The organism is Mycobacterium sp. NGS17 (assembly GCF_059813205.1).
The window spans coordinates 163,797-175,668 of sequence record NZ_JCALED010000011.1 but is presented as its reverse complement, the minus strand read 5'-3'; the positions used below and the strand labels follow the sequence as shown (position 1 = coordinate 175,668).

General features: G+C 66.0%; 12 protein-coding genes and 1 pseudogene. 6 read left to right on the top strand and 7 right to left on the bottom strand.

What is annotated here, in order from left to right:
• Positions 1 to 101: 101 nt before the first annotated feature.
• Entirely contained in the window at positions 102 to 494 is a 393-nt protein-coding gene (locus AC5Y7E_RS21910) for a DoxX family protein (RefSeq protein ID WP_499950733.1), read from the bottom strand.
• A 28-nt stretch (positions 495 to 522) separates the two neighbouring features.
• Positions 523 to 615 (bottom strand): annotated as a pseudogene (locus tag AC5Y7E_RS21905) (hypothetical protein); the annotation flags it as partial.
• A gap of 219 nt (positions 616 to 834) precedes the next feature.
• Between AC5Y7E_RS21905 and AC5Y7E_RS21900 the strand changes: the two are divergent.
• A complete protein-coding gene (locus tag AC5Y7E_RS21900) occupies positions 835 to 2,010 on the top strand; it encodes a thiolase family protein (RefSeq protein ID WP_499950732.1) in 1,176 nt (391 codons plus the stop codon).
• Positions 2,011 to 2,017: 7 nt separating this feature from the next.
• On the opposite strand, the gene AC5Y7E_RS21895 is transcribed toward AC5Y7E_RS21900, so the two are convergent.
• Positions 2,018 to 2,617, bottom strand: coding sequence for a hypothetical protein (locus AC5Y7E_RS21895; protein ID WP_499950744.1), 600 nt, complete (start codon positions 2,615 to 2,617; stop codon positions 2,018 to 2,020).
• 138 nt (positions 2,618 to 2,755) lie between these two features.
• Between AC5Y7E_RS21895 and AC5Y7E_RS21890 the strand changes: the two genes are divergently transcribed.
• On the top strand, positions 2,756 to 3,484 hold the full coding sequence (locus AC5Y7E_RS21890) for a 3'(2'),5'-bisphosphate nucleotidase CysQ (protein ID WP_499950731.1): 729 nt from the start codon (positions 2,756 to 2,758) through the stop codon (positions 3,482 to 3,484).
• A 23-nt stretch (positions 3,485 to 3,507) separates the two neighbouring features.
• Here AC5Y7E_RS21890 and AC5Y7E_RS21885 read toward each other — a convergent pair whose 3' ends face one another.
• A complete protein-coding gene (locus tag AC5Y7E_RS21885) occupies positions 3,508 to 4,413 on the bottom strand; it encodes a haloalkane dehalogenase (RefSeq protein ID WP_499915672.1) in 906 nt (301 codons plus the stop codon).
• A 111-nt stretch (positions 4,414 to 4,524) separates the two neighbouring features.
• Here AC5Y7E_RS21885 and AC5Y7E_RS21880 point away from each other — a divergent pair, with 111 nt between their 5' ends.
• Positions 4,525 to 5,253 (top strand): DUF2652 domain-containing protein, encoded by a 729-nt coding sequence (locus tag AC5Y7E_RS21880; RefSeq protein WP_499950730.1) that lies wholly within the window; start codon positions 4,525 to 4,527, stop codon positions 5,251 to 5,253.
• 12 nt (positions 5,254 to 5,265) lie between these two features.
• Here the strand turns inward: AC5Y7E_RS21880 and AC5Y7E_RS21875 are convergent, their stop codons facing one another.
• Both AC5Y7E_RS21875 and AC5Y7E_RS21870 read right to left on the bottom strand, forming a co-directional pair.
• Positions 5,266 to 6,471 carry a MalY/PatB family protein gene (locus AC5Y7E_RS21875; RefSeq protein WP_499950729.1) on the bottom strand — a complete coding sequence of 402 codons (1,206 nt, stop codon included), beginning with the start codon at positions 6,469 to 6,471 and terminating at the stop codon, positions 5,266 to 5,268.
• A 23-nt stretch (positions 6,472 to 6,494) separates the two neighbouring features.
• Entirely contained in the window at positions 6,495 to 7,592 is a 1,098-nt protein-coding gene (locus tag AC5Y7E_RS21870) for an NAD(P)H-dependent amine dehydrogenase family protein (RefSeq protein WP_499950728.1), read from the bottom strand.
• A 377-nt stretch (positions 7,593 to 7,969) separates the two neighbouring features.
• Between AC5Y7E_RS21870 and AC5Y7E_RS21865 the strand changes: the two genes are divergently transcribed.
• Positions 7,970 to 8,944, top strand: a complete 975-nt coding sequence (locus tag AC5Y7E_RS21865; protein ID WP_499950727.1) for an LLM class flavin-dependent oxidoreductase — start codon at positions 7,970 to 7,972, stop codon at positions 8,942 to 8,944.
• A gap of 7 nt (positions 8,945 to 8,951) precedes the next feature.
• On the opposite strand, the gene AC5Y7E_RS21860 is transcribed toward AC5Y7E_RS21865, so the two are convergent.
• On the bottom strand, positions 8,952 to 9,737 hold the full coding sequence (locus tag AC5Y7E_RS21860) for a spirocyclase AveC family protein (protein ID WP_499950726.1): 786 nt from the start codon (positions 9,735 to 9,737) through the stop codon (positions 8,952 to 8,954).
• 214 nt (positions 9,738 to 9,951) lie between these two features.
• Here AC5Y7E_RS21860 and AC5Y7E_RS21855 point away from each other — a divergent pair, with 214 nt between their 5' ends.
• Both AC5Y7E_RS21855 and AC5Y7E_RS21850 read left to right on the top strand, forming a co-directional pair.
• The gene (locus AC5Y7E_RS21855) at positions 9,952 to 10,602 is read left to right on the top strand and encodes a TetR/AcrR family transcriptional regulator (protein ID WP_499950725.1); all 651 of its coding nucleotides are present in this window, start codon (positions 9,952 to 9,954) and stop codon (positions 10,600 to 10,602) included.
• A 15-nt stretch (positions 10,603 to 10,617) separates the two neighbouring features.
• A complete protein-coding gene (locus AC5Y7E_RS21850; RefSeq protein WP_499950724.1) occupies positions 10,618 to 11,820 on the top strand; it encodes a cytochrome P450 in 1,203 nt (400 codons plus the stop codon).
• Positions 11,821 to 11,872 lie beyond the last annotated feature (52 nt).

The window sequence follows — 11,872 nt, the reverse complement described above, 5'->3', positions numbered from 1 at the left end:
GAGAGGCAGGCAACTCGTATGTGCCCGCCGGCAGGGACGGCAGTGGCGCAAGTGAAAAACCGGCGGGGATGCTGCGGCGCGGGTGACAACTACGCAACGCGTCAGCTGTTGCGCCGGATCTTGAGCGCGGCGGTGATCATCGGGATCTGCAGCGGCAGGCGGGCCAAAGCGACGATGCGCATGGGCCACGGCTTGCCCCACCACAACCGGACCATGTTGACGTTGCCCGGGAAGACGCCGATGAACAGCGCAACGGCGGCCAGCGCGGCGGACCGCCTGGTTCGCTGCGGCACCAGCAGTGCCCCGATCGTCAGCTCGGCCACGCCCGATGCGTACGTGTAGAGCCTTGGGCTGCCCGGCAACTCGACCGGAATGATGGAGTCGAAGGGCTTGGGCGCAACGAAGTGCAGGGTGCCAATGCCGAGCAGCATCGCCGCGACACGGTAGGCGAGCTGTTGGGTGGCGGCCGGGGCGGCGAGCGATCTGGTTGTCATCAGGTCATTGTGCCAATGCAGCCGCCGATTACCCGCGGTCGGCGTCCGTATAGCGGAGGATGCCGCGCACGTTGCCGCCCTCGAGCATGTCGCGATACCCGTCGTTGATCTGTTCGAGGGTGATGGTGGTCGGAGTGGCATTACCGGGCGGTCTCCAGCGCAACCGTCACCTCGCCCTGGCGGGGCTCGCCAAGGGGTGGCCTCCCGTATTTAGCCGAACCGCTTAATTGTTAGCGCCGTCACAGGGGCCGGCAACCGGAATTTAGACCATTACTATTGTCTATACAGTATTTGATACGATTCGCGGCGTCTGACCGCCCACAACAACGAGGTCGAGAACATGGGAACACCCGTCATTGTCGGAGCCGTCCGGACCGCGATAGGCCGCTCGTTCAAGGGGACGCTGGTCAACACGCCGCCCGAGACCCTGATCGCCGCCGTGCTTCCCGAGGTAGTCCGCCGGTCGGGCGTCGACCCCGCACACATCGACGACATCATCTTCGCCGAATCACATTACGGTGGTGGCGATTTGGCCCGCTATGCGGCGACCGCGACGGGCCTGGAACACGTTCCGGGGCAGTCGGTCAACCGCCACTGCGCGGGCAGCCTCACGGCCATCGGCAACGCTGCGGCGCAGATCGGCTCCGGCATGGAGCGCGTCCTCATCGCGGGCGGGGTGCAGTCGCTGTCGATGACGCCGCTGACCAACTGGCGAATCCCCGGCCCCGAGCTGAAGTTCGAGGAGCGCTGGATGCCGCCGACGCACGTGGAGACGCCGGACGCGCCGGCCAAGGACATGTCCATCACCGTGGGCTGGAATACCGCGCAGGCGGTCGGCATCACGCGCGAGGAGATGGACGCCTGGGCGGCCCGTTCGCATCAGCGCGCCGTCGCGGCCCAGGACGCCGGCAAGTTCGCCGATGAGATCCTGCCGCTGAAGATCACCCAGTTCGACGGCTCGGTCACCGAGTTCGCCGTGGACGAGCATCCGCGTCGCGACACCACCGTCGAGAAACTGGCCGGCTTGAAGGTCCTACACCCCGAGATCGAGGGCTTCTCGATTACCGCGGGCAACAGCAGTGGCACCAACGACGCCGCGGCCGCCGTCGCGCTCGTCGACAGCGACTACGCCCAGGCGGAGAAGCTCAACGTGATGGGCACGGTCAGGGCCTGGGCCGCCGCGGGCGTGCCGGCCCGCGACTGCGGTCTCGGCGCGGTCAAGGTCATCGGGAAGGTGTTGCAGCGAGCCGGTCTCACGCCCGGCGACGTCGCGCTGTGGGAGATCAACGAGGCGTTCGCTTCCGTGCCCATCGCGGCGTGCCGCGAATACGGCCTCGACGAGGAGAAGGTGAACTTCTCCGGCAGCGGCTGCAGCCTGGGCCACCCGATCGCGGCCTCAGGTGCGCGCATGGTGACCACGCTGGCCTACGAGCTCGGCCGCCGCGGCGGCGGCATCGGCGTCGCGGCGATGTGCGCCGGCGGCGGCCAGGGTGGCGCTGTCGTCATCGAGGTCTGACGACCGATTAGTTGCAGAATGTGTAGCCGATGAACTGGGTGCCGCGCGTGTCGCCGCTCGAGTAGTTCGCGAAGTGCACGGCCGGATTCCCGTTGTACTGGGTGTTCATCTTCTGCACGTTCGGTGGTGGAACGCCTTTGGGAAAGGCCAGGATCATGTCGGCGAAAATCTGCAAGCCCACCTGGCAGATCGCCTCGCGTCGCGGCGGCTGCGGATTCCACGCGTGCACGACGACCGGCTCGGTCAATTGAGATCCCGTCGCACAGTTCGGATCACAGAGCTTGAACAATGCCGTGCCGGTCCCGTCGGCGCCCTGCGGCCCCCACGAACTCCACGACATGTCCTGCAGCGCGACGGCCACACTGGCGCAACCCAATACGTTGAGCCGCTTGGGGCGCGCGACCGGGGGAACGGACGGGTTGTAGCAACCCGGGATGGCGAAGCTCTCCGGGGCCGCCGACGACGGCGACGTGCTGGGCGCCGTCGCGCCTGGCCGGCGCTGGGTCAGCTGCACGCCCACCACGATGAGGACCCCGACCAGCACTACGGCCACCACAATGCCGACCCCGATCACCCGCCCCCGCGAGGTGTGCCGCAACCGCCTCATCAAAGAAACGTTGGCGTTGCCGCTCACGGTCACCAGATTACGGGTGAAACCGGCCGTCGGGTTGGTGACCGCGAAACGGCATGACAGGGTAAAGTTGGTCATCGCTACCAACATTTTGAACATTCCCGGAGTTGCCGAATGAATGACCATGATCTGGCCGCACGGCTGGCCACCGAGGCAGGTCGGTTACTGCTCGGGGTTCGGGAAGAATTCTCCGACGCGGCACCGACCGACCGGAAAGCCGCCGGGGACAAGCGATCTCACGATTTTCTGATGGAGGCCCTTGCCGCGGAGCGACCCGGTGATGCGGTGCTGTCCGAAGAGGGCGCCGATGACCCGGTTCGATTGCGCTCGGACCGCGTCTGGATCGTCGATCCGCTGGACGGCACGCGGGAATTTTCCGAGCTTGGACGCGACGACTGGGCGGTGCACGTCGCACTCTGGCAGTCCGGCGAGCTGATCGCGGGCGCGGTGGCGCTGCCCGCCCAAGGCATCACGCTGGCGACTCCGGAGACAGCGTCGCCCCCAGCCGTGCCGGGCAAGCCGCGCATCGTGGTGTCGCGTACCCGTCCACCCGCCATCGCCTTGAACGTGCGGGATGCGCTGGACGGAGTCCTGGTCGAAATGGGTTCTGCCGGAGCCAAGGTCGCCTCGATCGTCCAAGGGCTGTCCGATGTGTACGTGCACGCCGGCGGCCAGTTCGAGTGGGACTCCGCCGCGCCGGTGGCGGTGGCCCGGGCCGCTGGGTTGCACACCTCTCGCATCGACGGGTCCGCACTGGCGTACAACCAGCCCGACCCGAAGTTGCCGGATCTGGTGGTCTGCCGGCCCGAATTGGCGGAAGCCGTACTCGCGGTTACCCGCTGACGTTTACGCCCGCTGACCTTCGCTCAGAGCCAGGCCTGCTGCCAAGACTGGATGCGCTCGGCCAGTTCGGGGCCGCGGTCCTCTTGGATGAAATGGCTGGCGTTGATGCGGGCGTGGGGCTGGCCCGCGGCGCCGGGAATGTGTTTGATCAGGGCCGTGTCCGCCTTTCCGAGGATGGGATCACGGGCTCCGAAAATGGCGAGGAACGGCTTTTCCCAGCGGCCGAGCGCATCCCATGCTTTCCGGTTGGCCGGAATCGCCGGGTCGTCGGGCGAGGTGGGCACCAACTGGGGGAACGCTCGGGCCCCGGCTTGATACGTCTTGTCGGGAAAAGGCGCGTCGTAGCCGGCCCGCACTTTCGACGGCACCCGGCGAACGGTCCCGACGCCGACGATTCGGCCGGCGGGCAGGACGGGGGAGTAGCGCGCGAAGGCGCGCCAGGCGTAGAAGGCGGGCGGGGTGCGCCGTTGCGCCGTGGGCAGGAAACCGTTGGCCACCACCAGCCGCCCGACCCGGTCGGACTGCTCGGCGGCGATACGCAGCCCGATCAGCGATCCCCAGTCCTGCACGAACAACGTGACGTCCCTGAGGTTGAGATGCTCGAACCACGAGATCACCCACTCCACGTGGCGCTGGTAGGTGTAATCCTCGATCCGGCTGGGCTTGTCCGAACGGCCGAAGCCGATCAGATCGGGCGCGAGCACGCGGTTCCCGGCGTCGGTCAAAGGCGGGATCATCGTCCGGTAGAGGTAACTCCACGTGGGCTCGCCGTGCAGCAGGACGATCGGTGGCCCTTCGACAGTGCCCTCGTCGAGGTAGTGCATGCGAAGCGGCCGGGTGTCGCTTGCGGTTACGTCAAGGTAGTGCCCAACGAACGGATAGTCCTCCAGGTTTTCGAATCGGGAGTCCGGGGTTCGCAGCACATGCATATCAGCTCCTCCGGTGAACCGGCACCTCTGTAAGCCTCTCGCGCCGACGCGAGTTCGTCTAGTAGCAGATTCATTGAGCAACGCACCTCGGCCAACTAAACTGACGTGTTCATGGCGATTCGGCGCGTGGTCCTGCTCATCGCCGACATCGGCGGGTACACGCGTTACATGCAGTGGAACCGGACGCACCTTGCCCATGCGCAGCTGACGGTTGCCGCCCTGTTGGAGTCGGTGATCAATGCGGGCAAGGGTTTGAAGCTGGCCAAACTCGAGGGTGACGCCGCGTTCTTCTGTGCTCCGGACAGCCACGCCAAAGCGGTGGTGTGCGAGCGCTTGTCACGGATGCGCGCCTCGTTTCTGGAGCGGCGTGAGCAAATGAAAAACGACATCGCCTGCGAGTGTGCGAGTTGCGCACAACTGGACAAGCTGTCGCTGAAGTTCGTCGTGCACGTGGGCGAGGTGGCGGATCAGAAGGTGAAGCGCCACGTCGAGCTGGCCGGCTTCGACGTCATTCTGGTGCACCGCATGCTGAAAAACATGGTGCCGGTAGCCGAATACGTACTGATGACCGATCCCGTCGCGGCATGCCTCGACGAGCCGATGCGCGAGCTGTGCATGCCGCTGACGCACGTCTTCGACGGAATCGGAGAAACCTCGACGCACTACATCGACCTTGCGGCGTTACCGGTTTACGTCGCGCCGCCGCGGCGCAGCTTTTTGCGCCGGTTCGGCGCGACGACGAGGTTCGAACTCGACGCCCTGCCCTTCACGCTCGGCATGAAGGAGCCCGCACAAGGGTTCCGCAACTTGGGCCGGGGCGCCGAGGAGGTCTCCGCGTAGCTGAACACTCCACTATCGGGCATCGGCCAGGGCTCGGCCCATTCGCGATACCGCCTCGGTGAGGATCGCTCGCGAGGTGGCGAAGTTCAAGCGCACGTGTCCGGTTCCGCCGGTTCCGAACACATGGCCGGAACTGAGCGCTACCCGCGCGTGATCGAGAAACCAGCGCGCCGGGCCCGACAGGTCGGCAACCACCGCAAGGCCATCGGTGACTTCCTCGTCGAAACCGAGCTCTCGGCAGTCGAGCCAGGCCAGGTAAGTCCCTTGCGGCCATTGGTATTTCACGCCGGGAAGATGCTCGGCGACCAACTCGCCCAGCAGGGTCCGGTTCGCGTCCAGGCCCCGCAGGGTCGCGTCGAGCCAGTCGTCGCCGCTCCGGAACGCCTCGGCGTGGGCGATGACGCCGAGGTGGCTGGGTCCGTGACCGACCTCCTCCGGCATCCGGTTCAGGTCGGCGGCGGCCTCCGGTCCGGCGATGGCCAGCGCCGCTTTGAGGCCGGACAGATTCCAAGCCTTCGACGCCGAGGTCAACGCGAAGGCGTTCTCGGCCCCCGGCACCGTGAGGAACGGGGTGAATCGCGATCCCGGCAGGATGACGGGGGCGTGAATCTCGTCGGACACCACCCGCACCCCGAATCGCCGCGCGAGCTCGGCGACCGCACGGAGTTCGTCGGCGGTGTGGACCGATCCGGTCGGGTTGTGCGGATTGCACAACAGATAGGCGACCTTGGTGTCCTTAGCGGCTTCCGCGCGAGCCCGAACGAAGGCATTCTCCAAGGCGTTCAAGTCAATTCGCCCCTCGACCAGGGGCGCCTCGATGACGCGACGGCCGTCGTGCGACACGAACGCGTAGAACGGCGCATACACCGGCGGGTTGACGATGACCACGTCACCGCGATCGGTGAGCAGGCGCAACACCTCGACCACACCGAGCATCACGTCGGGAACCAGCGCGGTGCGGCTCACTGCGAGGTCATGCCACTGCCAATGCCGCGCGGCGAACTGGCTGACGGCTTCCGCCAGCGCGTGCCCGCAGGGATATCCGGTGTCGCCGTCGTCGATGGCCTTCCGCAGCGCTTCGGCGACCGTCGGTGCCAGGGTCACGTCCATCTCGGCGACCCAGAGCGGCAGGACGTCGGCGGGGTGCGCGCCCCATTTCATGCTGGTGCGACGCCGGAGTTGCTGCAGCGTCAGTTCCTCGAGCGGATTAACCGTCACGCCCGCAGACTAACCGCCGCGACCTAGCCCCCGACAAACGCCTTTTGTGGAATCGTCAGCGGTAGATCCACCGAACTCAGCAATCCCGGTTGGGCCGCAACCACATACGGCACGGCGTTGACGACGCGCATCGCCGTGGCGACCATAGCGCCGGCCCCGGAGGTCATCCCGCCGACGCCGGCCTTGGCGGGATCCTTCAGCGTCGCCGCCAGGGTGCAGTCGATATCCGGATCGCCGGAAATCATGACCCGGTAGGACAGATCGCCGATCCCGGTGGGCCAGTCGGGGGCGACGTCGTGCGCGAGTCGGGTGACGTGCTCGATGACGATGGCTTCCCGGCCGTCGACGACGCCGATGGCCTGCATCCGCAGCGCGCCACACGTTCCGGCCTCGACGGTGCCCATCGCAACCTCCAGCGTCCGGTTGGTGACGGCGCGGTCGAAACCCTCGCGGACTTCCTGGACTTCGACCCCCAACGCGTCGGCGATCAACCGGATCTGCCCCTGCCATTCGCCGGCGATGGCACCGGGGAAGCTGATCCACGGCTGGTAGTCGAGCGGACGGCCGAAGCCCAGCGCGTCGCTCATGATGTCGGGAACGCCGTAGTCGTCATACAGCCCGATCTCGAACGAGTGGATCTTGTCGATCGACGACGACTGGGTGGACAGCACCAGCGGTAAGTAGTCGGCAGCGAAGCCCGGCTCGATCCCCGAGGCGTACAGCGACGCCTGGCCCTGCTTGGCCGCGGCGACCAGCTGGTCGCGCCACTCCGCGGGCTCGTAAGCGTGTGGATTGACCAATCGCGTGGTGCTGGTGGTCACGACGTTGATCCCGCCTTCGAGCAGCTTGACGTAATCCGGGATGGCCAGCGCGTCGCGCTCCGGACCGCTGGCGGCATAGACGATGCAGTCGGGCCTGAGCGCGATCAGCGCGTCGGCGTCGTTGGTGGCTTTGAGGCCGATCGGCTCGCCGCCGGCCAGTTCGCCCGCGTCCTTGCCGACCTTTCCTTCCGAGTGCACCCACACGCCGACCAGATCGAGATTGGGGCGCCGCTGGATCGCGCGGATGGCGATCGAGCCGATGCCACCCGTCGCCCACACCACCACGCGATGAGCCGTCATCTTGTTCCTCCTCGGGTGCGTGCGCGGCGAAAGCTGAGGCGTCCGTTGCCCTTACGGCAGCAGTGACCCAACGTTCGTCTCGGAAGCTAACAGCCGCTATGCCGCACGGTCAAGGGTTTAAGAGAGTAAGTACTATCCTAATGAACAAATCTTAGGTTAATCTGCAGCGGTAACGCCCAATCCCGGCGGCCGCTGATGTTCACGCTCAGGTTCGACATGCCCGCCCCGCATGGGGGGCTCAGGCGCACGTAGTTGGGCACCACCGCGCCGTCGCGGTCGGGTCCGCTGGGGGCGACCTCCCGGCGACTCTTCCGCTTTACGCCTCCGACTGAACGTGTAACGTGCAGCACAACGATTAGGCCAGCTAGGAGTCAGCCGTGTACACACTGCGCTTCGACATGCGCGACCCCGAATGGGCGGCGCCCCCAGCCGATCTCTACGCCGCGGCACCCGAAATGTCGGCCTGGGCCGAAGAACACGGTGGCCTGGCCGCAATCCTCTGTGAACACCATGCGTCCGAGGACGGCTACCTGCCCTCACCGTTCCTGCTGGCCTCGGCGGTGGCAGCGCGAACGCAGCGGCTGGCGCTGAGCCTGATCCTGATCCTGCCGTTCTACGAAGCGGTGCGGCTCGCCGAGGACATGGCGGTGCTCGACATCATCAGCAACGGGCGCGCCTCCTACATTCTGGCGCTGGGCTACCGGCCCGAGGAGTTCGAGCACTTCGGCGTGCCGATCAAGAAGCGCGGCCGGGTCTGCGACGAGAAGCTCGCGCTGCTCCGGCGCCTGCTCGCCGGTGAAACCGTCGTCGAAGACGGTCGGCGGATCACCGTGACACCCCGCCCGCTGACTCCCGGCGGCCCCGGACTGATGTGGGGCGGGGGAACGCTCGCTGCGGCCCGTCGGGCCGGCAGGTACGGCCTGGGCATGCTGGGAAACGCCAACGCGCCCGGCATGCAGGAGGCCTACGAAGAGGCGTGCCGCGAGCACGGCCACACGCCCGGCCCGACGATGTTTCCCGACCGCAACACCCCTTCGGTCGTGTTCGTCGCCGACGATGTGGATCAGGCGTGGAAGGAGATCGGCGAGCACCTGCTGCACGACGTGCGCAGCTACGCGGCGTGGAACCCCGGCGACGAGACGACGGCGGGCTTCAGCCACGTGAACAGCATCGAAGAGCTGCGTGAGACGGGGACGTCGCACGTGATTATTTCTGTGCCCGAAGCGATTTCGCGCGTCAAAGCCGGCCAGGTGCTCAACCTGTCGCCGCTGTGCGGCGGGTTGCCACCCGACATCGCGTGGCCGTATCTGAAGCGCGTGGGCGAGGTCGTGCTGCCCGAGGCGATCGGCTGACGGCCCGTTATTTGGGTTGGTTCGGTACGCCTGGATAGAGCTGTTCGGTCGGGCCCGCGGTCACATAGCCGGCCAGCTTCGTGATGAGATGGGGCGCAAAGACCGCGCCATATACCAGGTGCCCGACGACGACGACGGCCGCGATCGACAGCGCCGCGGACTGGCCCCGGCTCTTTGATCGCTTGTCGACCCACATGTCGATGACGTTGCGTCCTTCGGCGTCGGTGCGGCCCAGTAGATAGGTGAAAAGCATCATCTGGATGCCCATGGCCAGCGAGTCGTAGAGCGGGTACTGGTGCTTGGTGCCCTCGAAGATCGCGAGCCCGGGAATCACGTAGCCGTAATAGAAGTTGCCCAACTGGGCCCCGGTGTAGGCGTTGAAGAACAATGCCCAGCAGAAGCCGACGACGAGGCCGACCACGAGCAGGGTAATCGGCCTGCGCCAGTTGAACTTTGCGCTCAGCCACCGTCCGAGGGCGGCCCCGGTCACCGCCGGGATGATGAAGTAGGAGACGTAGCCGATCGGCACCGCCAACGGCAAGCCTCCCCACGTCACGTTCAATGGCCACCAGGACGGCATGCGGGGCAGTCCGGGCGGAAACTGCGCGTACATCGCCCAGTCATAGGGTGACTCGATCCAGGAGAACGAGATCGCCGAGATGCCAAGAAGCAACAGCGGATGGATGCGGCGCCGACGGTAGCTCAGGTAGATCCCGATGGTCAGGAACGCGATGCTCGCGGCGTACGAAAAGTACTGAGCCCCGGCCATCACCGGCGTCATCTGGGCGCTCACCGGCGGCCGTCGTCGCTCGGCGTGCGCCGCGCCTCGGGATCGAAGCGCAGTACCAACCCGAAGATCAAAGCGATCAGGCCGAACAGCGTGCCGAGCATGATGACAGCGCCCATTGTGTCGCCCTTTCGATGATTTCGCCTTTAAGGTAGTGGATACTATCCTATGTGGATAGCCGTTACTATCCTCAAGGCGGATTCGACGGGAGTGGACATCGGTGGCTCAGCGAGCAACTAGGCGGCCGCAACCGGTTACGGTGGCGCGCCGTCCCCGCGGGGAGCCACGCCGGCTGCTGCTCGACGCGGCCCGGGCGCTGTTCGCCGGCCAGGACTACCGCAGCACCACGACGCGTGAGATCGCGCAGGCCGCCGGCGTCACCGAACACCTGCTGTTCCGCAATTTCGGGTCGAAGGCGGCGCTGTTTCGTGAGGCGCTCGTCGTGCCGTTCGTGAGCTTCGTCGACGAATTCGGGGCAACCTGGCAGTCCGTCGTCCCCGAGGAGACCGACGAAGAGGAGCTGACCCGGCTTTTCGTGTCACAACTGTACGACGTGTTCGTCGAACATCAGGGTCTGCTGTTGACGTTGATGGCGGCCGAAAATCTGAGCGACGAGGAAAAGGTGGACGCCGGTATCGCCGAGATCCGCAGGGCGGTCACGGTATTGGGCCAAATCAGCGTCGAGGGCATGCAATTGCGGGGGTTGCGGTCCGACCACCCCGACCTGCCGGCCCACTCGACGGTCTCGATGATCGCGGGCATGGCAGCGTTGCGTTCGACCTACTTCGGCAACGAACCACCGCCCCGGGAGGTGATCGTTGAGGAACTCGTTCAAGCGCTCTTGCACGGCTTCTTGCACCGCAACGACTGAATTAGGGATCCGATCATGACGAGCCCCAGCGCCACCGAGTTGTACTACGACCCGTTCGACGTCGAGATCGACTCGGATCCGTATCCGGTGTGGAAGCGGATGCGCGAGGAAGCCCCGCTGTACTACAACGAGAAGTACAACTTCTACGCGCTGAGTCGCTACGACGACGTCGTGCGCGAACTGCCCAACTGGGAGACCTACCGCTCCGGGCGGGGCACCACCGCCGACATCTTGTTCGCGAATATCGAAGTGCCCCCGGGCATTCTGCTGTTCGAGGATCCACCGCTGCACGACCTGCACCGCAAACTGCTGTCCCGGGTCTTCACGCCCCGGCGCATGCTCGCCGTCGAGGACTTGGTGCGCGGCTTCTGCATCCGCGAGCTCGACCCGCTGGTCGGCGGGAGCGGATTCGATTTCATCGCGGACCTGGGCGCGATGATGCCGATGCGGACCATCGGATACCTCCTCGGCATTCCCGAGGCCGACCAAGAGAAGATCCGCGACCGCAGCGTCGCGAACATCGAATTGTCCAAGGACAGCGACCCCGCCGCGGTCGATGCGAACGTCTTCGCGAATTCCATTGCCCTGTTTGCCGAGTACATCGAATGGCGGGCCAATCATCCTTCCGACGACCTCATGACCGAGCTGTTGCGGGCCGAGATCGACGAGCCGGACGGCACGCGGCGGCCCCTGTCGCGGACCGAGGTGTTGGCGTATACCGCGATGATCGCCGGCGCAGGCAACGAAACCACCGCTCGCCTCATCGGTTTCATGGGCCAACTGCTCTCGGATCACCCGGATCAACGCCGCGAACTCGTCGCGGACCCGTCGCTGATCCCCGGCGCGATCGAGGAGACGCTGCGGTACGAGCCGCCGTCACCGGTTCAGGCCCGCTACGTCGCGCGCGACGCCGAGCACTACGGCCGCACGGTCCCCGAAGGATCGTTCATGCTATTGCTGAACGCCTCGGCCAACCGCGACGAGAGCCACTTCCTCGACGCGGATCGCTACGACATCCACCGTCGCGGAAGCCATCTCAGCTTCGGGCAGGGCCTGCACTTCTGCCTGGGCTCGGCGCTGGCCCGGTTGGAGGCGCGGGTGGCCTTCGAAGAGGTATTGAAGCGTTGGCCCGACTGGGAAGTCGACTATGCGAACGCCCAACGGGCGCATACCGCGAGCGTGCGTGGGTGGGCACGTTTGCCCGTCGTCGTGGGTTAGCGGGCTGGCTCTTTTTGCGTCGAGCGTGAAGTTAGTTTCACGCTCGACGCCG